Here is a 21,321-nt window from a genome sequence, read left to right as displayed (position 1 = left end):
GAAAGCCACCTAGCGCAGGACGATGTCCACCGGGTTGGCTTCCGAGCGCCAGGCCCCTGGCTCCCCCGGACCGGCAATGACGGGGGCAGTCAGGACGCCTGAGCGGTTGGTCCTCTTGTCCCGCAGAATTTCAGTGACGGAACCGAGGTGCCGGGACAGGTCAATCACGTTTTCGGGAGCGGCCAACAGCAACTGGAACCCAAACTCGTGCAATGCCTTGATGCCGGCACCCGCGAACTCCTCCGAGGCCAGCACGAAAGCTTCGTCCATCATCACAGTGCCGTACGTGGTGAAACCCTGTTCGGCAATGCCTAATTGGTAGCTCAAGGCCGCTGCCATGATGAACGCGGTGAACCGTTGGCGCTCGCCGCCGGACATGGAGCCAGTGTCCGCGTGCATGAAGACTTCCGTCCGCTTCTTGCTCGACTTGCCCGGAACGTCGGCCTTGCCCGGAACTTCGCGGTGCTCCTTGCATTGAATGAAGAGGTGCCCGCGGACATCCAACACCTCGGCCCGCCAACGGCGGTCCTCCGGAGTTTGCGATCCCAGCCTCTTCACCAGGGATTCCAGGGACTTGTAGCGGGCGGTGAGTTCGGCGTCGTCGTCGCCGTGTGGCGCCGGACCAGTAGCGGCGGCGGCGCGCGAAGGACGCGTGTGCTTTGCCTTCAAGGCGTTCTGGATCGCATCCTTGAATTGCTTGGCCGTGGCCGGAAGCGTCTGCTTGATATCCAGCTCAAGGTAACTTCCCTCGTGGAAGTTCACTTGGGACAGAATTCCGTTGAGCGGCAGGATGCGGCTGGTGATGCTGCGGCGCTCCTCGTCCAGCAAATGCAAGAGCGTGCTGAACGATTCGTGCGTCCGCTGGTTGAAGAACAGCCGGAACTCGGCCTCCTGCGCCGGCAAACCATCGCTCACGATCGCGTGGTACCGGGATTCGAAGTCTCCGGCAGCAGCGATTGACGTTCCATGGTCAGCACTGATCGCGCTGCCCCAGTCGCGCACAAAGGCCTCGAACATGCGCGTCAGCCGTTCGGCTGTCGCCTGGCCGCGGGACTCCGCCGAGTGGAGCTCCTCAAGCAACTTGGTACGGACGTTGTTGGCGAGGTTGTCGAGTTCATAGAGTTGCGTGAGGTCCGCCGCTCCGGCGAAGTACGGTTCCAGGGCGGCCACGGTGGAGGCCGACGGCGGCGCTTGCTCAAGCTTCCGCCTCGCGGCATCCAGCAGGCCGTCGGCCGTGGTCATTTGGTGGTCCAGCGCTTTGTATTCGCTCTGGAGCACGGCGGCGGCACCTGTGGAGGACTGGTGCTTTTCACGCACGGACTCGATGGTGGCGCGCAATGGTTCCAGGTCCGCCTGGGCAGCGAGTGCGTCTGCCAGGCGTTGCTCGATCCGGGCCAGCTCTTCTGCTGCCACTGCGGCTGAAACCTGTTCCCACGGACGTTCGTCTTCGGCCACCCTGCGCAGGGCTTCCAGTTGCCGGGCCATGCCCTGATGGGAGTCTTCGCGGCTCTGCGCCAACTCTGCAGCCTTGGCCAACTCGTTTTCCAGCTCCCCCACCCGCGCAGCGACGAGTTCGAGCTTCGAGGCGTTGTCAAAGCCGAGGACGTAATCCTGACGACTCGTGAATCGGTCGTCCTTTTCCACAGTGTGCCGGTTGCGTTTGACCACACCACCAAGGCTCAAGCCTTTGTCCAGCGAAGCCAGCTCATCCGGGTCCTCCACGCACGGATACGCAAAGTCGACGGCGATCCGCTCACGGACCCATTGCCCGGCGTCGGCGTTGGGCCCCGTGGTGAGAATATTCAACTTAGTCAAGAGGTCGCCGTCGGACACCTCCTCCACGGCCAGCGCGCCACCTGCCAATGGTTTGGACACATCGACGGCGCGCAGGGCGCCACGGATCGTGTTGCTGTTCAAGTACCTGGTGACTGCCGCGAAATGCTCGCCCGGAACCAGCAACGTGGTGGCCAGATTGCGCAAGGCACGCTCGGCGGCGGGCCGCCACTGATCCTGCCCCTCGGCCAGGTCGATCAGTTCACCTCCGAAGGGCATCCGTTCTTCCGGGACGCCGGTGGCGGCGGCGATGGCAGCCCGGTTTTCGATGCTCGACGGCGGCAACAGGGACTTGCGCGTCCGCAGCGACAGCAACTCCTGTTCAGCAGCCGCCAGTTCGCGCTTCTTGGTTGCATGGCCGTCGAACGCTTCGAAACGAAGCTCCTTCAAGGCCTCCGAGTCGCCTTTCAATGCCGCTGATCGAGCTGCTGCCTGCTCGTGCGCCTGATCCCAGCCCTCGGCCGACCACTCAAGGTCCAAACCGGCGTCGGACAATGCTTTTTTGGCCGCCTCCTCCACCTGCTGGCGCAGCTTGAGCCCCACGCGGGCGTTCTCCAGCGACTGCTCAATGGCCGAGATAGCGTTGCCGCCACGGTTGTTGTAATCCAGCTCCAACTCCCGGAGTTCCTTGGCCAGCCCCTCCCGGACGGCCCGCTCGCCGGCAAGTTCCTGCGCTTTGGCGTGCGTGAGCTCTTTGAATCGGGCCAACGTCTTGGCGTGAACCGTCACCGCCAACTGCTGCTTGTAGGCAACAAATTCCTCGCCCGCAAGCTCCCGGAGACGGTTTGCCTTTAGCAGCGCCTGGGCGTATTCCTTGTTCAGCCCAGGGACCGGAGCCAACTGATCGCGTTGCTGCCGCACATCTTCCAACCGTTGGCGGATGGACATCAGGTTGCTGAATTCCTCCACGACGTCGTCCGCGGCGGCCAGCGTGGCCGGAGCATCCAACACCTGGTCGCGGAAGAAGGTATTGACGCTTCCGCCCAACCCTTTGCCTGCTTGGATGACGCGAAGCAGCGGAAGCGCCTGGTCCGAATTGATGCCAAGCAATCGGCGGAACCGTTCGGCAAACGCCTTGTGCACATCGAACACTTGGCCGTCCGGGAAAATACCCTCCAACGCGCCCTTCGTGAACCGTTTCTGCGCGATCCCCTCAATGGCTTCAAGGTCCAACGGCTTGCTGTCAATCACGTAAAACCGTCCGACGCTCGACTCCGTGCCATTTTTGGGCAGGTCGAACAGGGCCGAGACCGTCACCTTCGTGCCGGCCGCGTTATCGAACGTCAGTGCGACGGCGGACCACGTGGCTCCCGGGCGTTGGAAGGCACTGGCCGAGCCCTCACCAACAGCCTTATCACCAACTTTGCCGCGCATGTAGGTAAAGGTGGTGCGCTTATCCTCCACAGCACCTCCGGACCGCTGTGCCGCGGCCTCATTGGAGCGCGGACGGGCATCGAAGACGCGCAGCATGGCATCGAACAGCGTAGATTTGCCGACCCCCGAGTTACCGGTAAGGAGGGTGCCGTTGCGATCCACATGCATGGTGTGCGCGCCGTGGAATGTGCCCCAGTTGACCACTTGGACGAGCGCAAGGCGCATCTGGCCGGGGTTGATCTGGTCACCCAGAGGAAGCATGGTTGCGATGGTCACTTGCCTGACTCCTCATCCTCGGAGCGAACACCCCGGTCAAGATCGAGCAAGGGTTCCGTTCCCGATTCATCCGCGGCAACCGCCACCAACGCCTCGATCTGGGCCGGGATGTCGCCAATGTTCTCGAACGGAAGGGCCAGGGGCAGGGCGTTGCTGATGGTGTAGGTATCTTCCAGGGCAGTGGGGAGGAGCAGTTGGCGCGCCAGCAGCTTGTTGATGGTGCGGGTCACGACGTCGGAGTCCCGCAACGCATCCTGCTGGCCGGAGGGGGTGTAGTTGGCCACCAAGTCTGAGATTTCCTCACGGGTGATGGTGGGATCCGTCTGGGCGGTGATGTGGCGGTCCAGCAATAAGCGCAGGCGCAGCAGCACGATGGTTTCCACGCGGCTCAGTGCCCGTTGCTGGCGGAGGATGCTTGAGCGCGAATTCGAGCCCACCACCTCGGGATCAACGGGGCGCAGCACCGCGATCTTCCGGTCATGGTCCAACTGGAGGGAAAGGAAGAGCTCTGAGAGCCTGCTCCGGAGGATCACTTGGTTATCCAGCAGCGTGGTCCACAATTTCTCTTCCCGGCCGCCGTCGATGTAGGGCCCTTTCAGGAGCTTCACCAACGCGTGCCGGACCTTCATGGGCAGGACACCCGTATCCCCGGGGAACAGTGCGGCCCCGTCCACGAACGTGTCCCGCGGCGTGACCTGGAAGGGATCCACCGCAGCGGCATCCACCGTTTCATCGGCGGCATATTCTTCGACGACATCATCTACGGTGACGTTATCTACGGTGACGTTATCTACGGCGACATCATCTTCCGTGACGTCATCCGCGTCGGTGATGTCCGTCGTCGTGATTTCCTCAGTCATCAGAATCCTCATTCAGTGTGACGACGGGCAAGTAAGCCGTACGCATGCTGCCGTCGATTTGTTCGAAGTCCAGGGGCTCCCAGGCGGACCGGTCAAAGGCGGCGCCGGTGTGAAGTGCCATGGAGAGCAGAGTGCGGACTGTGTTGATGTGCCGTTCTTCGGCCGGCAAATTCTCCCACGCTGCACCGAGCGTCGCCGCACCGGCCATGGCGGCCCTCACAGCAGCCGGTTTGGCTTTACCGGTGCGTACTGACCTCACACGGTCAGAATCGCTGAAGGCGATGGGATCGGCCAAGCGTGGCGGCGTCGCGAACTCGTCGGGATCGAACAGCTTGACCATGGCCAGGGACTCGAAACCCGCGTTGTACAGCACCGGCCCGGCCACCAAACCGGACCTGTCCCGCTCGTACGGCATGGACCGGATGGCCTGTTCGGCCTCGGCAAGGACCTTTCGCAGACTGACCGACTGCCGGACGTCGTCGCTCTGTATATACGTGTTCAGGCTCTCGGAGAGCTTGCCGTAAATCCGCTGGATCTGGCTGTGCTGCTGCCGGAGTTCGGCCACGAGGTTCTTCAGGGTCTCCCGGTCTTCGTGCGAGAGGTCGTCTGCGAACTGCCTGCTCAGGACTTCACCGATCGCGGAGCGGAAACGCAGCTGCTGCTGCGGATCCTCCAGGAAAGCCGTGAACGAGCGGAACGTTCGGCCCTCCGGACTTTGCCGCAGCCGCTTGTCTGCCTCGAGGACTTGGGCCATGGTGGCCCCTTTGCTCAAGGACTCGTCGATGATCTGGTTGCGGAGCTCGCCCACCAGTTCTTCGATGCGGTCCCGCATCTTCTTGTAGTCCGCCGGAAGGCTGGCTGCAAGGTCAAGGATGTTGCCCGCAGCTTCAACAGCCTCGTCATCATCCAGCAGGCCATCGAACTCGCCGGAGCTGATGTCCTCCACCAACTGTTGGCGTTCCTGGATTTCCTCTTCGAGGGCTTCCAGGCGGGCACTTTGGTCCGGGTTGGTTTCGTTGGCGAGCTTCTCCACGTCACCGAGGAGCGTGCCCAGACGCGAACCGTTCAGCGTTGAGCGGTCGCTTGAAAGGCTGTCAAGGAACGCCAGCACCCGGGCGGCAGGTTCGGTAATTTCATACACGATCTGGCCCGACTGGTTGCGGCGGGTCAGGAAGTGTTTTCGAGTCCACTCATCACCGAAAAGTTTGCCGTTCTGTTGGCCTCCGAGCCCGGGTTCCTGCTTGCGGAGCTGCTCAAGGAAGGCGTCGACGTCGGCGTGGAACTCCTCCAGGGGAAGCTGCGGCCGCGTCCGGGTGAAGGAGGCTTGCAGCACCGCGATGACCCAGGGCGCCGAACGGGTCAGCGCCCACGCGGGACCCTTGGTCAGCTGCTCGAGATCACGAAGGCGGGCACTGATGGCGTCCGCGGAGGTCAGGGCTGAACGGGACAAGTACTCTCCTTCAGCTGCTGCGAAACGTGGGAGGCAGTGGAAACTGCCCCGTACAAGGTTAACGCAGGGGGGCCACACAGGCTGCCGCAACCATTCCGTAACCTACCCCCCGGTACGATTTCAATCGCGTATCAACCTCTCAACGGCGCGCTTCGCGTGCTGCCAGCACGCGGCCGGCACCAATACAGTCGGTACATCGACGCAGCCACGCAGCGTCCACCACGTAATGCCGCTCCGGGGGGAACAATGCACTTCGATTTCACCGCGCTTGATTCAGCTACGTACGTTTTCATTGGAACGCTGCTCATCGCCGCACTCTTGGTGGCCTTCGTTGCAGCAGCCGCATTCGCGGCGATCATTCTCATCGGCGCCATGAGCACGGCCTGGTACGTCGTCAAAGGGGTGCTCGTCACGCTGGTCCACGGCATCAACTTTGGCTGGGATCGGTTGGTCCATCACGCCGGGCAAGTTGAAATCCCGGGTGATTTCCAAGCGCAGATTGCCCCTAGTACGGGTAGCTACTCGCGGGTAGCATTGAAGGACAGCTGAAGGGTTCCCACCCACGGCGGACCCTGGCTCCATCCGGCACCACCGGCCAGAGGAGTGAGACCATGACGTCCGCCACAGACAGCAGCCAGACTGCCACCAGCGTCAATGCCACCGCAGAAGAAGCACGCGCTGTAGCTGAAGCGGCCCGCGAAACCGAGTGGAACAGGCCCAGCTTCGCAAAGGGCCTCTACTTGGGCAGCTTCGACCTCAGCCTTATCCACCCGTGGCCACAGGCAAACCCGGCAGACGTCCAGCGCGGCGAAGCGTTTATGGCCAAGCTGGTGGCGTTCGCAAAAACCATGTCCGGCCGCACCATCGAACGCGACGCCAAGATCCCGGACGAGTACCTGGCCGGACTCGCTGAGCTTGGCGTATTTGGCATGAAGATCCCCCGCGAATACGGCGGCTTGGGGTTGTCCTTGGTGTACTACGGCCGGGCACTGGCTCTTCTGGGCTCCGTCCATCCAAGCTTGGGTGCACTTATCTCCGCGCATCAATCCATCGGCGTGCCGGAGCCGGTCAAAGAGTTCGGAACACCGGAGCAGAAGCAGCAATACCTGCCACGTTGCGCCTCGGGTGCCATCACCGCCTTCCTCCTGACCGAGCCCGACGTCGGCAGTGACCCCGCCCGTATGGGCGCCACTGCCGTCCTTTCCGACGACGGCGGATCCTACCTTTTGGACGGCGTGAAGCTTTGGACCACCAACGGTGTGATCGCCGAGCTCGTGGTGGTCATGGCGAGGGTCCCTGCCCATGGCGATCCTGATGGCACCGAGCATAAGGGGGGAATCACGGCGTTCGTGGTGGACATGGACTCTCCCGGTATTACAGTGGAAAACCGAAACGCCTTCATGGGCCTGCGCGGGATTGAGAACGGCGTCACCCGCTTCCACCAGGTCACGGTTCCTGCCGCCAACCGGCTGGGCCGCGAGGGGCAGGGCCTCAAAATCGCCCTCACCACACTCAACACCGGCCGTCTCTCCATCCCGGGACTCTGCGTAGCAGCCGGGAAGTGGAGCCTCAAGATCGCGCGGGAGTGGTCGAATGCGAGGACCCAGTGGGGCCGGCCGATCGGCCATCACGAGGCAGTGGGCAAGAAGATCGCATTCATAGCAGCCACCACCTTCGCGTTGGAGGCGGTGTTCGAATTGTCGGCGGAAATGGCGGACGCCGGCGTCAAGGACATCCGGATCGAAGCTGCCTTAGCCAAACTCTGGTCCACCGAGCTCAGCTGCCGCATCGCCGACGAACTCGTGCAGATCCGTGGTGGTCGGGGCTTTGAAACCGCTGACTCCCTCCAGGCGCGGGGCGAAAGAGCCGTCCCTGCCGAGCAACTGCTCCGGGACCTCAGGATCAACCGGATTTTTGAGGGCTCCAGCGAAATCATGAAACTCCTCATCGCCCGCGAAGCGGTGGACGCCCACCTTGCCGCTGCGGGCGACCTCGCCTCTGCCGATGCGAGCCTCCAGGATAAGGCGAGGGCCGCCGTCGGAGCCTCTGGTTTTTATGCGAAGTGGTTGCCGAAACTTGTGGCAGGGGCCGGGATGGACCCGCGCTCTTACGCCGAATTCGGTCGGCTCGGGAAGCAATTGCGGTTCGTGGAGCGGTCATCCCGGCGGCTGGCGCGGCAGACGTTCTATGGCATGGGTCGCTGGCAAGCCAAGCTCGAATACAAACAAGCATTCCTTGGCAGGATCGTGGATATCGGAGCCGAGCTTTTTGCCATGGCGGCCTGCTGTTCACGGGCGGAGATGCTGCTCCGCACCCATCCCGAACAAGGCGCGGCCGCCTTCGAGTTGGCCGAAGCGTTCTGTGAACAGGCCCGCGTGCGAGTGGACGAATACTTCGACCAACTGTGGCGCAATACCGACGACGGCGACCACGACCTGTCGCGCAAAGTCCTCAACGGCGACTACGAGTGGCTGGAGGCTGGGGTCCTGGACCCCTCTGAAGGCACCGGACCATGGATTGCGGACGCTGTCGCCGGGGCTTCCACCAAGGAGAACTTGCACCGCAAGTACCGCTAGATCGGAAGTACCGCTAGATCGAGGCGACTTCATCGGCCACGTAATACCAGCGCTTACCTTCCCTGACGAACCTGCTGGACTCACGTTGCACGCCACGCTCGACCCCGGATCGATAGTGCGCAGCAAACTCCACCACGCCCTCAGTGTCCAACGGGCCGCCTTTGGAAACCGAGAGGATGTCCAGCCTGCGCCACTGCACGTCCGGGTCCAACTCCACGGAACGCGGGCGGGTGGAGGAATGCCACGTCCGCAAGAGGTAGTCCGCATCAAGGACCGCAAAGGCTGAATATCTGGAGCGCATCAGTTGCTCGGCCGTTGGAGCATCAGCTTCGCCGCGGTGGAAACGGGCACAGCAATCGGCGTACTGATCGCCGGACAGGCAGGGGCATGCGCCGCCGCGAAGCAGGGCATGTTCGGGGGCAACGTCACGGGGCATGAAAGCTCGCAATCCGGGGCTGTAAATGAGAGCTGGGCAACATATTTTCCCATGCCAGATAACAGCTTTGAAACAACCCGGCTGGAGGGCCCGGCGGCGCGTGTTTCCGTCGGTACTGGACCTTAGGCTAGGTATGCAAGATAGGTGGGCAATGCGCGCATCACAAAACGACAGCCAGGGGAGGCTACGTGGATGATCCGACAACACTCGCCATCAATCTGACCTACTTCGGGACTTTGGGGCTTGCGGTCCTCATGTTCCTAGGACTCGTGTTCGTGGTCATCATCACGTTGGTTGTCGCCGGAATCGGGCGGCTGCTCGCCGTCGCGCTGATGGCGTTAATCGGAATCTTCCCCAAGAAGGCCAACACACCCATCGTCCATTTGCCGCCCCTTCCGGAACGCAGGCCCGGGGAGGCGATTGCCGACGTCGTCGAGCCCGCAGCGCCCGTGACTGCAACCCCGGCGGTTGAAAGCCCAACGGGTGGAAGCCCGACGTCGGGCGGTGCTGCCGCTGCAGCGCCCAAGCGCGACCTTTGGGGCGCTGCTCGACGACGACTGGTCGGCGCATCGGCCCCGGCCAAGGAGACCCCTGCCCTCGCCAAAGACTGGGCCGACGCCGTTGCCGAAGCCAAGGAAAGGGAAGCCGCCCGGGCCAAGGCCGGTCAACCGCCCGCGATCAAGGTAACTGTTCGCGAGGTGGAGGACCCCACTCCGCCGTCGACCAGCGGGAAAACCCCCACCCCCGTGGCTCCGGATGTCCCGCCGTCGCTACCCGGGAACGGTGGGCCAAAAACCGGCCCTACACCGCGGAAAGGGAAGTCGTCCAGCGCGATCCGGAAAGGCTCACTGAGCGGCGCCAGCCGTAACTCGTAGCCCTAGGCTGCCAACTGCCGGAAAGCAGCGCCGTGGTAGATCAATGGTTTCGAGTTGAGGTTGACCGTGCTGGCCTTGACTTCCAACACGACGATCGAATGATCCCCGGCCGCGGTTTCGGAAACAATTTCGCACTCGAACCCCAGTACTGCCCCGTCGATCAGGACCGCCCCCGAGTCACTCACGCTGGTATCCAGGCCTGCGAACCGATCGCCCGTTTTCGAAGCCAGTTGCAAGCAAGCCGCTTCCTGGCCCTCGGCCAGGACCGAGACCCCGAGTCGTTGTGCAAGACGCAGCTTGGGCCACGTTGTGGAGGAGTTCTGGACGGCGAACATGACCAGAGGCGGGTCCAGGGACACCCCCACGGTGAAGGACGAGGCCACTAAGCCCTCGGGTGTGAAGTCAACCATGGCGCTGAATGCGGCAACCCCCGATGGGAACTGTGCGAAGGCAGCCTTGATGGCCGCTGTTTCCTCAACCGTTGTCTGTCTCATTCCGCGGTGCCTTTCGTCCGATACGTGCGTTTCCTTCCCATGATTCACGGGGCTGGGAAGAGCGCAACGTTTGTTGATTCGAAAGACATTTGCGTTTCGCCATGTCAAGAAATTGTGCGAACCGGTACGCGTTCCATTACTTCGAAAGACGAAAAACGAAGAAGTTCTACCACGTGCATTTATGCCCCGAGCGCCCATGTGTAGCCTCGAGTAATCCACCAGCACAGTCCCTCCACAGGAAGCCTCCATGAGCCTCAACGAGCTACGTACGCTGGGACGCACTGGCGCCCTGATCAGTCCCCTCACTCTGGGCACCCTGAATTTCGGTAGTGGTGCCGCGCCCACTGGTCCCGCCGAGAGTGTCCGGATCATCTCGGCCGCGCTGGACGCCGGGATCACCAGTATCGACACCGCGGACATCTACTCACAGGGCGAGGCTGAAACGGTGGTTGGCCAAGCCATTCATGGCCGGCGCGATGATGTCTTCCTGGCTACGAAGTTCCACGGTCAAATGGGTTCAAACCCAGCGCATGGAGGCAACTCGCGACGCTGGATAGTCCGGGCCGTGGAGGACAGCCTGCGACGGTTGAAGACGGACAGGATCGACCTCTACCAGGCCCATCGCCCCGACTACACCACCGATCTGTTGGAAACCATCACTGCCCTCAACGACCTCATTCGCCAAGGCAAGATCCTGTACTACGGAACATCGGTGTTCAGTCCCGCGCAACTGGTTGAAGCCCAGTGGATCGCGAACACCAACCACCTGGTTCCTCCCGCCGTGGACCAAGTCCCCTACTCGCTCCTGGTCCGCGCCAACGAGCGCGACGTCTTCCCCATCACGCAGCAGTACGGCGTCGGGGTTTTGAGCTACGGGCCGCTCGACGGCGGCTGGCTGGCCGGCGCCTACCGGGTTGGGTCCGGGCAGCCGGACAGCTCGCGGTTCTCCGCAGTTCCCGGACGCTTCGACGTGCAAGCACCTTTCAACCAAGGCAAACTGCACGCGGCCGATGCCCTGGCACAACTTGCTGCCCGCCACGGATTGACGCTCATCCAACTCGCGGTCGGCTTTGCCTTGAACCACCCTGCCGTCACGAGCGTGGTGATCGGGCCACGCACCGAGGAGCACCTGACCGATTACCTGAAAGCCGCAGATGTGGTGCTCAGCGAGTCGATTCTCGATGAAATCGACGAGATCGTGGTCCCCGCCGTCAATTTCCTCGAACGCGATGCAGGCATGGTCGCACCGCACCTCGAGTACCCGGAATTACGACGCCGGTAGTCCTGTTCCGTTGCGAGGCCCGGTTTACCCCCTACTCGCCCCTCGTAGCCTGCAAAGCAGGCCTCGCAAACAGGTATTGACGGTGTTCTGTTCGCGGCGTGATGCTTGACCTAAGTGCTGCGGCACGCCGCAGCGTTGGTTTCCAGTAGAACGCCGCGGGCCCATGACCAAGCACCACGTCAAGCAAAGTCCTGCCAGGGCTGTGACTGCCGGACAGCCGACCCAAGGTCCGCTAACCCCTGAAGAGCTGCAACTTTCCGGGCGAAATCACTCCATGCCCTTTGAAGCTCTGCACGACGACATCACGCCCGTCGGGCTCCACTACCTGCTGATCCACTTCGACATCCCGCATCTTGCGGCTGACTCCTGGCGATTGCGTTTGAGCGGTTCTTTTGAACGCAGCCTTGAATTGAGCCTGGAAGACATCAAAGCCAGGCCGCCCGTCACCATGCCGGTCACCATGGAGTGCGCCGGTAATGGGCGGTCGCTCCTTAAGCCACGGCCGCTAAGCCAGCCGTGGGGCCTCGGAGCCGTGGGCACCGCGGAGTGGACCGGAACGCCCTTGGCACCGTTGCTGGACGAGGCAGGCCTGGCCGATGACGCCGTCGAGCTTGTCTTCACCGGCGCGGACAGCGGCATTCAAGGTGGCGTGGAAGAACCGTACGCCCGCAGCCTGACCATCGACGAAGCGATGCATCCCGATGTCATGCTGGTCTACGCGATGAACGGCGAACCTCTGCCCCTCCAGCACGGCTACCCGCTGCGGCTGCTGGTTCCAGGCTGGTACGGCATGGCGAGCGTGAAGTGGCTGACGTCCGTTGAAGCCGTGACCACCAGATTCCTGGGGTACCAGCAGGCGGTGGCGTATCACTACCTGCAGGGTCCCGACGGGCCCGGATTGCCCGTGACACACATCCGCGTCCGCTCACTGATGGTGCCGCCCGGGATACCGGACTTCTACACGCGGCGACGCGTTGTTGATGCCGGTCCCGTGATGTTGCATGGCCGGACTTGGTCGGGACACGGGGAAGTTGAGCGGCTGGAAGTAGGGATCGACGGCGAGTGGATGCCTGCGCATTTGGAACTGCCATTGGGTGACTACGCGTGGCGGCGATGGTCCATGGTGTGGGTCGCGAGCCCGGGCGAGCATGTACTGCAGTGCCGGGCGATGGATACGTCCGGCGCCCGGCAACCCGTGGAGCAGGTGTGGAACTACCAGGGCATGGGAAACAACATGGCGCAGCGGGTTGAGGTGACGGTGCGGTAGGGCCGTTCTGGCGGCTGTGGTTCGTGGTTTCGCCGCGTTAGACTCGTTCAAATCATGAGTATCCCCTCTTCATCCCCGGCGAACGTCCGCGTTGATGCTTGGTTGTGGGCAATCCGCGCCTACAAAACACGATCAGCGGCCACTGCAGCCTGCCGGGCCGGGCACATCCGCATTAATGGAAATCCTGTGAAGGCGTCGCAAAGCGTGATTATTGGCGACACCGTTCGTGTCCGGGAATCCGGGTGGGAGCGGATCCTCGAGGTACGGAGGTTGATCGCCAAGCGCGTTGGAGCCGAGGCGGCATCGCACTGCTTCACCGATCACACTCCCCCGCGCCCCGTTGCACCCAAGCTCGGTCTGCCCCAGCGGGACCGTGGTGCCGGGCGCCCCACCAAGAAGGACCGCCGGGATATGGAGAAGTTGCGGGGGTAGTTCTTCCCGCTTTCCCGACGTGCCTTGCGATTCTGCTGGATCATCGGGCCAGCATCCGGCCCTAACCGCGGAATCCCGCGGATCTCGTTGCCAGCGTCCACGGATGATCGAGCAGACTCTTTTGTATTAGGCCAGCCCACACCTAAGGGGTTGTCCACAGGCGGCAATTTTCTGACATGAAACCTTCCCAACCCAGGCCTAGACTGACCGCCAGACCGTCAAACAGCTGTTGGGGAGCTCGTTATGTTTCGCGTTTCACTTGCTACTTTCCCGTCTCCGCGTGCCCGGACTCTTGCTTTCGGCCTCGCCCTTGCGCTGCTGCTGGGTGGTTGCCAAGGCGGCGGCCCACCTTCCACATCAAGCCCGACGACGGAGTCGCCCACCTCATCGGGGTTAGCTTCTCCTGCCTCTGCTGGCCCTTCGACGGCTGCGGCGTACAAGCCGGCGGACGCGAAGGGCAAGGCGCGGAATGTGCCCGTTCCCGTGATGCCGGAGCTGGCGAAGGAGAACTCAAAGGCGGGGCTGGAGGCGTTCATCCGGTACTGGTACGCGCAACTCAGTTATGTGGACGAAACGGGCGACCCGTCTTCTTGGTCTTCTCTGATCTCACCGGATTGTCAGCTCTGCCTGACCCTCCAAAAGGCCGGTCGGGACGCCTACACAGACGGACGCTGGCTGGTCGGTGGCAAGATCACCGTCCCCGCGGTCGAAACTAACTGGACAGATCAGAGCGTGAAGACAGCCAAGGTACAAATCGTCCAAGATCAAATTGACTACTACAACGCCAACGGAAGCACCGGGCGTCAGCGCTCGGAAGCGTCAAATGATGCGTTTGCCTTCTTCGCCAAATTTGCTGCCAACGGATGGATCGTGGTGGACCTTGGCGTCATTGCGTAGGTCCACCACCTCGCAGGTCCGTCTTCTGGCCTGCGCTGTTGCAGGCTGTCTGGTGACGCTATTGGCCTTCTCGGTCCCTGCCACGGCTTCCGACAGTACATGGGCATCAAACAACGCCGGCGACGAGGGGATTGATATTGGGGCCCGGTTTACCTTTGATCCACAGACAGGGCAGTTGACTCCCAAACCTACCGGAGGCGCCCAAGGCACGGAGGACCCGAATCAGTACATGGCCGATGTCCACTGCCGCACCGACAGCCCCGACACCAGAGACCCCGGCTGCAACACCCTCGACTGCCCCGCCAAAACACCCGGCGGCCAAGAAGGCACCCCCGTCATCTGGAAACAAGCACCCAAAGCCTTCACCAACCCCGGCTGGACCGACTGGATCCCCATCACCGGACCCACGTGCCTCTACGACCCCCAACCAGAAAACGTCCTGGCCAACATCGCAGCCCGCATCCTCACCGACTTCCGACAACTACCCGTCAACCCCGGAACACTCCAAACCCAGCCCGCCCCCAACACCCTCAAAGGCGGACCCACCAACTTCTACACCACCACCGGCGAACAGACCTTCAACCTCACCATCCTCGGCCAGAACGTCCACCTCACCGCCACCCCCACCAGCTACACCTACACCTACGGCGACGGGACCACCCTCGGCCCAACCCCCTCTCCCGGCCAGCCCCTCCCCCAAACCCAATGGCTCACCACCAACACCCGCACCAGCCACACCTACACCCAAACCGGCAACTACCAAACCACCCTCACCACCACCTTCACCGGAACCTACACCGTCAACAACGGGCCCCCACTACCCATCAACGGAACCCTCGACATCACCACACCACCCACCACCATCCACGTCTGGAAAACCCAAAAAACACTCGTCGCCGACACCTGCCAACAAAACCCCAACTCCTGGGGCTGCCCCGGAGCAACCCGGTAGCCACGCCGCAACTGCCAGCGATTGGTGCAGGGCACGTGATGCTGTCGTGCCCAAAACCAAACTCAAACCCATCAGATCGAAGACCCCAAATGCCGCTTGCATGGGTGTTTCAGGGATATCCACAGGTCTTCGAATCCCACTTCGGCCATTTCCCCTCACCGATCTAGGCTGATCGACACAACACACAAACCAGCTAGGAGTACCGAATGATTCGAGACCTTCACGCCTGCAAAAAGACAGTTACGCGTCTAGGTACGGTGGCGATGGCTGTGTCCAGCTTGCTTCTCGTATCTGGTTGCCAGTGCGGCGAAGACCGTTCCACTTCCACAAGTCCCGCACCGCTGTCGAAACAGGTGTCGTCGCCCGCTTCGGCACAGGGCACCATCATCTCCGCCGACGGTTTGTATCAACTCATGCCAGACTTCCATTGCCGTGATGATGGCCCGGATTCCGAAGACAACAGATGCCTGACGTTGGAGTGCCCTGCTACCGCTGACAGCAAGGCAGAAGGGAGACCTGTCATCTGGAAGAAGGCGTTACGAACAGTCGTCAGCCCCGGATGGCAGGACTGGGTTCCGGTAAGCGGTCCAACGTGCTTCTACGATCCCCACGCCTGATCAGCGGTGCAAGCAGCGGCTGGCCCAGGAACTGGGAGACCGTGGCGGACTCCCAGCAACGTCACTGCCCGGGAAGCGACTCCCGGTGCCGGATCCTCGAATCGCCAAACTCTATGGCGACAGGCGCAAGCTCCGTAGCGCCTTGCTGTCGGGACTGAGCCTTGCCTACGGCAATGTGGGGCAGCCAACGCGGGGACCTGTAGCCCAGGGCATGAGAAGACAGGATGAAGTCGTCAATGTTGTCGAGCCCAAGGTCGTCCAACAGCACGTGAAGTCCTTGGACAAGGAGTGCTTGGTAGTCATGAACTTCCTGTGGAACGTCCACTTCGAGGCCCATAAGACGTCCGCCGCCCAAAGGAACCAGCCTGTCAGACTTGCCTAGGAATCCCTCCAGGACCGGCAATTCGGTCAGCCAGCTCACAATTTCCGGAAGTACCTTCTCCGCCGTCGAGAGCCCTTTGGTCCAAGCCTCAATGTCTGCCAACAATTGGTCCAGGATGCCGACGTGCAGCAGTGTCATGTGCAGTCCCTGCGGCTTGCGGAGTGAGACGACGAAGCGGCTGAGTCCCTCGTAGTCGGCAAGTCCGGCGCCAATTCGAAGTACCGGAACCTCAACTGTGACGCGAGGTCCCTCCGGTTTGCCGCTGGTGCGATCGCTGGCCGTCATGAACCACATTATGCGCCGGATGCAAAGCGAGCGGCAGGCCGACGACGGAACGAACTGCCGCCGTCGGGGAGCTACTTCCTAGAACGGGCCTGGACGAGGTTGGCGAACGGAAGCCTCCCGAAGGTGGCAATAAAGTCAGCGTGGTAGGCGGCTTCGGCCGCGTTCACCTCGTGCGCGGGGAGTTCCTTCCATGCAATCACCAAGTCCAGGGCATCGCGCAGTTGCCAAATGAGCCGCGCATCCCAAACGACCGTCGGACGTCCACGCCCGTAGTCCATGAGCTCCTGGATCTGCTGACGGAGTCCTCGGTTGCCTTGACTGCCGGCGCTGGCTTTGCCCAAGTACAGCACCGAAGCTTCCGGGAGCCACTCGGCTTCCAGCACTTCCCGCTTGAGGGAAGGGTCCTTTTTCTTGAACGTCCCGGCAGTGCTCCTACTAAGGAATGCGGGCTCGAAATCTGCTGGGCGGAGCACCGCGAAGATGCCGGGTCCATGGGGAATCCGCATGGAGTCGAGTTCATCGAGCGGCCTGAACCCGGTGAAGCCATCCGCGGTGAGCGACTTTTTGGTGAAGAGCATGGTCCATTGTGTCAAGCAAATTTCGCAATATCTCCGCACCGCCGGGGAAAGCCGCGGGAGCGGCGTTGTGGCTTGGTGTTTTTTAGCTGCTGTGCCGCACCGACATAAAACAGTTCGCAGGACAGACGAAAGTGGCCGTACGGCGCCAGGAGGTTTACCAATGCGGACAGTACGAGAGGCCGGACCCCTTGTGCGTGAGCTTCGCGATGAGCGCGGATGGTCACAGGCGGAACTGGGCCGCCGAGCCAACGTGTCGCGAACCTTCGTGATCGACCTGGAATCCGGCAAAGCCACCGTTGAGACATCTAAATTCATGGACGTGTTTCAAGCCTTGGGCTTCGAGCTGGCCATACGAAACACCGAGACAGGCAATGTCCGATGGTAAGTACGCGTGCACTCGACGTGTTCATGGACGGGAAACTGTGCGGCCGCGTCGAGCAAACCCAGTCCGGAAATCTGACGTTTCGCTATACACCTGATTACCAGACAAGCCCCGATGCGACCCCACTGTCGCTATCCATGCCGCTCGCGGCGACGGCACACAAAAAGCGAGCTGTCCTGCCCTTTCTGCAAGGCCTACTGCCGGACGGCGATCGGTCATCGATCTCGCCATGAACGTGAAGGGCGAATACCGCCTGCAGCGAATCAGCAGGCAGATGCTGGTCAGTACGGGTCTTCAGCTTGGCGTCACGGCAGACCTCGCGGAGGACATCGTGGGGAGCATCAGTGGGCACATGGTCGAGGCGTTTGATGCCGCCAATGACGAACTGCGGAGACGGATGGGTTCCCTGCCAAAAGTCGCCAATGATGTGGTGGCCAACGTACGAAAGCTGCCGCTGGTTCAGTCCACTCACAAGGAATAGGACGTAAACCGCCTCTCCACCATGGTTGACCAACGCAACCGAGCAGGCGATTGGAGAATGCCCGAACGCGCCGGTGTTCAGCGTTCCCCGTCCGTTGAGGGTCATGCGAGGGTGAGCTAAACCGTGCGCACCAAGTGAGCCTTCATCGGAGTCGTGATCCTGCGTGACACGAAACCAGAACAACGCGGCCTCACGGCAGAAAATGGGGCCGGAACAGAAGTGGAGAGGCACTAAACCGTGAAGCGGTTCTTTCAGCGTTGACAGTGCGTTGTGACCCGTGCCATATTCAAAGCGTGAACCTGTCAGACAGCCGGACAGCCGGACAGCCCGAGTCCCAGCGGGCCCAAACGTCGCACACCCCTATCTCCCGCATTTCCGCAGCCGAGGCGGTCTTCGCGGCCCTCCGGCGCGCCATTGAGGGCGGTCAATTCGACATTGGGACAAAATTGAGCTCCGAGGCAACCTTGGCTGGCCAGTACGGCGTGAGTCGCTCCGTTATCCGTGAGGCTTTGAGGTCCTGCAACACTCTAGGCCTCACCATGACCAAAACCGGCAAGGGCACCTTTATTGTGGCCAACAAAGTCGCAAACGATCTCACGTTGGGCCAATACAGTGCACGCGATCTCAACGAGGCACGGCCGCACATCGAGGTCCCCGCGGCCGGGTTGGCAGCTGTGCGCCGCACTGACGAAGAACTCGAGCACCTCAAGGAGATCGTCCAAGAGATGCTCCAGGAAACCGACCCGGAAGCGTGGGTGAACCTGGACGCAAGCTTCCACTCCGCCGTCGCCCGCGCAAGCGGAAACAGGGTGTTCGCCAGCGTCGTCTCGGACATCCGGGAAGCCTTGGCTCACCAGTCCGAAACCCTCAACCTCGTCGCGGATCGCCAGCACCGCTCGGACGACGAACACGTTGGAGTGCTCAACGCCATTGAAGCCGGCGACTCCGAGGGCGCTAGCCAAGCAATGGCCGACCACCTCCAAGCTGTCAGCATCGCGCTGGACACGATTCTCAGCAAATGACGCCCCAGCACATGACACACATAAAGGACACCATGCCCGCCGCAGAAACATCGGACAGCCCACCGGCGCAGAGAACGCCGCGACACGTCCCACTCGTCGAGGTAACCCGCGACGGTTTGGTGGAAAGCGTTCACTACGGATCATTGGCCGCCCTGGCCCATGATGGCACCCCGGTGATAGAAGCCGGCGAGCCGCAAGCTCCGATGTACCCGCGCTCCAGCCTCAAGCCGCTGCAGGCCGTGGCGCTCCTGAAAGCCGGGCTGGACCTACCCGAAAATCTCCTGGCCCTCACTGCCGCCAGCCACTCGGGCGCATCGATGCATCGTGAAGGCGCCCGGGAGATTCTGGGGCTGCACGGCCTGACGGAAGCGGCGCTCGGCAACAGCACCGACCTTCCTTACGGGGTAAAAGAGCGCGAAGAGTGGCTCCGTGCCGGCAATGGACCCACCCAGATCGCCCAGAACTGCTCCGGCAAGCATGCTTCCATGACGGCCGTATGCGTCATCAACGGATGGCCTGTGGAGGGGTACTTGCACCCTGAACACCCATTGCAGGTCCTGGTCCGGGACACCATCACCGATCTGACCGGCGAAGAAGCCGCGGCCGTAAGCACGGACGGTTGCGGCACTCCGTTGTTCGCCCATTCCTTGTTCGGCCTGGCGCGCGCCTACGGTCGCCTCGCCGCTGCCGATGCGGAAACCAACGAAGGCAAAGTAGCCCACGCCATGCGCCGCTACCCCGAAATGGTTGCCGGCGAGGGGCGCGACGTGACCGCACTCATGCGCGCCGTCCCAGGCTTGCTCGCCAAAGACGGCTTCGAAGGCCTTCAACTTGTCGGACTTCCGGATGGCACCGGGTTCGCAGTTAAGATTTCCGACGGCGGCGACCGGGCCCGCATGCCCATCACCGTCGAGGTGCTCCGCAAGTTAGGCGTCGACGGCGGACGCTTGGACACGCTTCAGAGCCCACCCGTGTTGGGCGGCGGCCATCCGGTCGGCGAGCTCCGCGCGGCCCCTATTTTCAGCAAGAACTAATCCAAGGACAGCGATGACCACCGTTGATCAAGCGATCCCCCTCCGTTCCGAACACGACCTCCTAGGTGACCGCAACGTTCCCGCGGATGCCTACTGGGGTGTCCATACTCTCCGAGCCATCGAAAACTTCCCCATCACAGGGCAACCCCTATCCACCAACCGGCACCTCGTCCGAGGTTTGGCCGCGGTAAAGCTGGCAGCTGCCCGCACCAACCACGAGCTCGGCCTCCTCGACGCCGAACGAGCCGGAGCCATCGAGCAAGCTTGCCAGGACGTCATGGACGGCATGCTCCAGGACCAGTTCATGGTGGATGTGATCCAAGGCGGCGCGGGCACGAGTTCCAACATGAACGCCAACGAGGTTATTGCCAACCGCGCTTTGGAGATCCTGGGCTACCCCAAGGGCGAGTACTCCAGGCTCCACCCGAACGATCATGTCAACCTGAGCCAGTCCACCAATGACGTCTACCCGACGGCGGTGAACCTCGCCACGATCTTCTCGGTCAAGGAGCTGCTCCTGGCCCTCGAAGAGTTGGAGCTGGCGTTCGCGGAAAAGGGCCGCGAGTTCCGAACCGTAGTGAAGATGGGCCGGACCCAATTGCAGGACGCTGTTCCGATGACGCTGGGCCAGGAGTTTGGCGGCTACGCCGTAACCATCGGCGAGGACCGGGCCCGGCTGGATGAGTCAAACATGCTCATCCACGAAATAAACCTTGGCGCCACAGCCATCGGAACGGGCTTGAACGCCCCTGCCGGCTACGCGGAAGCCGCCTGCCGCCACTTGGCTGAGATCACCGGCCTTCCCCTCCTTACCGCGGTGGACCTGATCGAGGCCACCCAGGACGTTGGTGCCTTTGTACACCTGTCCGGCGTGCTGAAGCGCGTCGCGGTGAAGCTGTCCAAGATTTGCAACGACCTCCGCCTGCTCTCCTCCGGACCCCGCGCGGGACTGGGCGAGATCAACCTTCCGGCAGTGCAGTCAGGTTCGTCGATCATGCCCGGCAAGATCAACCCGGTGATCCCGGAAGTGGTCAGCCAAGTGGCCTACGAGGTCATCGGCAACGATGTCACCGTCACCATGGCCGCAGAGGCGGGACAGCTTCAGCTCAACGCCTTTGAACCAATCATTGTGCACAGCTTGCACAAGAGCATCTCCCATCTGGAAGCAGCCTGCCGCACCCTGACAGCACGCTGCGTCCGGGGCATCACCGCAAACACCGAACGGCTACGGCTTACCGTGGAGCAGTCGATCGGTCTCGTCACGGCATTGAACCCCCATATCGGCTATGCCTCCGCAACCGCCATAGCCCAAGAGGCGCTGGCAACCGGTAAGGGCGTAGCAGAGCTGGTCCTGGAGCATGGCCTGCTGACAGCTGGCCAGCTGGAGGATCTGCTCAGCCCTGAACGTCTGGCAAATCTGAGTAAACAGGCTGAACCCAGCCAATGATCCGGGAGCTCCAGCCAGCCCCAACGGCTTGAGCTATCCGTCCCTTCGATAAGCTACACCCCACGTGGCAGTGTCCAGTGAGCCCGGAA

General features: G+C 62.2%; 21 protein-coding genes. 14 read left to right on the top strand and 7 right to left on the bottom strand.

The features are described from left to right. Nucleotides 1–9: 9 nt before the first annotated feature. From QRN04_RS04975 to QRN04_RS04965, 3 genes are read right to left on the bottom strand one after another with little or no spacing between them, the layout of a single operon-like run. Nucleotides 10–3,483: an ATP-binding protein gene (locus tag QRN04_RS04975; RefSeq protein WP_284975052.1), complete on the bottom strand. Its 3,474-nt coding sequence runs from the start codon at nucleotides 3,481–3,483 to the stop codon at nucleotides 10–12. After that, nucleotides 3,480–4,343 (bottom strand): DUF4194 domain-containing protein, encoded by an 864-nt coding sequence (locus QRN04_RS04970; RefSeq protein WP_284975051.1) that lies wholly within the window; start codon nucleotides 4,341–4,343, stop codon nucleotides 3,480–3,482. Before QRN04_RS04970 ends, QRN04_RS04975 begins: the two co-directional genes overlap by 4 nt. After that, nucleotides 4,336–5,793, bottom strand: a complete 1,458-nt coding sequence (locus tag QRN04_RS04965; RefSeq protein WP_284975050.1) for a DUF3375 family protein — start codon at nucleotides 5,791–5,793, stop codon at nucleotides 4,336–4,338. Before QRN04_RS04965 ends, QRN04_RS04970 begins: the two co-directional genes overlap by 8 nt. Before the next feature lie 246 nt (nucleotides 5,794–6,039). Here QRN04_RS04965 and QRN04_RS04960 point away from each other — a divergent pair, with 246 nt between their 5' ends. Together QRN04_RS04960 and QRN04_RS04955 are read left to right on the top strand one after the other, a co-directional pair. After that, nucleotides 6,040–6,342, top strand: coding sequence for a hypothetical protein (locus QRN04_RS04960; RefSeq protein WP_284975049.1), 303 nt, complete (start codon nucleotides 6,040–6,042; stop codon nucleotides 6,340–6,342). Nucleotides 6,343–6,404: 62 nt separating this feature from the next. Then, complete coding sequence (locus QRN04_RS04955) at nucleotides 6,405–8,369, top strand: acyl-CoA dehydrogenase family protein (protein WP_284975048.1); 1,965 nt, start codon at nucleotides 6,405–6,407, stop codon at nucleotides 8,367–8,369. Between the two features lie 13 nt (nucleotides 8,370–8,382). On the opposite strand, the gene QRN04_RS04950 is transcribed toward QRN04_RS04955, so the two are convergent. After that, nucleotides 8,383–8,805 (bottom strand): YchJ family protein, encoded by a 423-nt coding sequence (locus tag QRN04_RS04950; protein WP_284975047.1) that lies wholly within the window; start codon nucleotides 8,803–8,805, stop codon nucleotides 8,383–8,385. A 188-nt stretch (nucleotides 8,806–8,993) separates the two neighbouring features. Between QRN04_RS04950 and QRN04_RS04945 the strand changes: the two genes are divergently transcribed. Further along, complete coding sequence (locus QRN04_RS04945) at nucleotides 8,994–9,680, top strand: hypothetical protein (protein WP_284975046.1); 687 nt, start codon at nucleotides 8,994–8,996, stop codon at nucleotides 9,678–9,680. A 2-nt stretch (nucleotides 9,681–9,682) separates the two neighbouring features. Here the strand turns inward: QRN04_RS04945 and QRN04_RS04940 are convergent, their stop codons facing one another. Next, nucleotides 9,683–10,174: a flavin reductase family protein gene (locus tag QRN04_RS04940; protein ID WP_284975045.1), complete on the bottom strand. Its 492-nt coding sequence runs from the start codon at nucleotides 10,172–10,174 to the stop codon at nucleotides 9,683–9,685. A 247-nt stretch (nucleotides 10,175–10,421) separates the two neighbouring features. Here QRN04_RS04940 and QRN04_RS04935 point away from each other — a divergent pair, with 247 nt between their 5' ends. The 5 genes from QRN04_RS04935 to QRN04_RS04915 all read left to right on the top strand — a co-directional run bounded on the left by QRN04_RS04935 (nucleotide 10,422) and on the right by QRN04_RS04915 (nucleotide 15,004). Beyond that, on the top strand, nucleotides 10,422–11,456 hold the full coding sequence (locus tag QRN04_RS04935; protein WP_284975044.1) for an aldo/keto reductase: 1,035 nt from the start codon (nucleotides 10,422–10,424) through the stop codon (nucleotides 11,454–11,456). Nucleotides 11,457–11,619: 163 nt separating this feature from the next. Further along, on the top strand, nucleotides 11,620–12,723 hold the full coding sequence (locus QRN04_RS04930) for a sulfite oxidase (RefSeq protein WP_284975043.1): 1,104 nt from the start codon (nucleotides 11,620–11,622) through the stop codon (nucleotides 12,721–12,723). A 54-nt stretch (nucleotides 12,724–12,777) separates the two neighbouring features. Then, on the top strand, nucleotides 12,778–13,155 hold the full coding sequence (locus QRN04_RS04925; protein ID WP_284975042.1) for an RNA-binding S4 domain-containing protein: 378 nt from the start codon (nucleotides 12,778–12,780) through the stop codon (nucleotides 13,153–13,155). A 243-nt stretch (nucleotides 13,156–13,398) separates the two neighbouring features. Continuing rightward, on the top strand, nucleotides 13,399–14,052 hold the full coding sequence (locus tag QRN04_RS04920; RefSeq protein WP_284975041.1) for a DUF6318 family protein: 654 nt from the start codon (nucleotides 13,399–13,401) through the stop codon (nucleotides 14,050–14,052). A 175-nt stretch (nucleotides 14,053–14,227) separates the two neighbouring features. Then, complete coding sequence (locus QRN04_RS04915) at nucleotides 14,228–15,004, top strand: hypothetical protein (RefSeq protein WP_284975040.1); 777 nt, start codon at nucleotides 14,228–14,230, stop codon at nucleotides 15,002–15,004. A 678-nt stretch (nucleotides 15,005–15,682) separates the two neighbouring features. Here the strand turns inward: QRN04_RS04915 and QRN04_RS04910 are convergent. Beyond that, nucleotides 15,683–16,288: a hypothetical protein gene (locus tag QRN04_RS04910; protein WP_284975039.1), complete on the bottom strand. Its 606-nt coding sequence runs from the start codon at nucleotides 16,286–16,288 to the stop codon at nucleotides 15,683–15,685. 71 nt (nucleotides 16,289–16,359) lie between these two features. Beyond that, entirely contained in the window at nucleotides 16,360–16,866 is a 507-nt protein-coding gene (locus QRN04_RS04905; RefSeq protein WP_284975068.1) for a hypothetical protein, read from the bottom strand. A 160-nt stretch (nucleotides 16,867–17,026) separates the two neighbouring features. Between QRN04_RS04905 and QRN04_RS04900 the strand changes: the two genes are divergently transcribed. From QRN04_RS04900 to QRN04_RS04880, 6 genes are all read left to right on the top strand, one after another. Then, on the top strand, nucleotides 17,027–17,251 hold the full coding sequence (locus QRN04_RS04900; RefSeq protein WP_284975038.1) for a helix-turn-helix domain-containing protein: 225 nt from the start codon (nucleotides 17,027–17,029) through the stop codon (nucleotides 17,249–17,251). Continuing rightward, nucleotides 17,245–17,481 carry a HipA N-terminal domain-containing protein gene (locus tag QRN04_RS18140; RefSeq protein ID WP_350224919.1) on the top strand — a complete coding sequence of 79 codons (237 nt, stop codon included), beginning with the start codon at nucleotides 17,245–17,247 and terminating at the stop codon, nucleotides 17,479–17,481. The genes QRN04_RS04900 and QRN04_RS18140 overlap by 7 nt, the downstream gene beginning before the upstream one ends. Continuing rightward, complete coding sequence (locus QRN04_RS04895) at nucleotides 17,478–17,729, top strand: hypothetical protein (RefSeq protein ID WP_284975037.1); 252 nt, start codon at nucleotides 17,478–17,480, stop codon at nucleotides 17,727–17,729. The genes QRN04_RS18140 and QRN04_RS04895 overlap by 4 nt, the downstream gene beginning before the upstream one ends. 293 nt (nucleotides 17,730–18,022) lie before the next feature. Further along, entirely contained in the window at nucleotides 18,023–18,751 is a 729-nt protein-coding gene (locus tag QRN04_RS04890; protein WP_284975036.1) for a FadR/GntR family transcriptional regulator, read from the top strand. Nucleotides 18,752–18,762: 11 nt separating this feature from the next. After that, nucleotides 18,763–19,785, top strand: coding sequence for an asparaginase (locus tag QRN04_RS04885; RefSeq protein ID WP_284975035.1), 1,023 nt, complete (start codon nucleotides 18,763–18,765; stop codon nucleotides 19,783–19,785). Between the two features lie 13 nt (nucleotides 19,786–19,798). Then, entirely contained in the window at nucleotides 19,799–21,232 is a 1,434-nt protein-coding gene (locus QRN04_RS04880) for an aspartate ammonia-lyase (RefSeq protein ID WP_284975034.1), read from the top strand. The last annotated feature ends 89 nt before the right edge of the window (nucleotides 21,233–21,321 follow it).

Origin of the sequence: Arthrobacter sp. efr-133-TYG-104 (assembly GCF_030208915.1) — a bacterium.
Lineage (GTDB): Bacteria > Actinomycetota > Actinomycetes > Actinomycetales > Micrococcaceae > Arthrobacter.
This window is presented reverse-complemented; position numbering and strand designations above follow the sequence as displayed.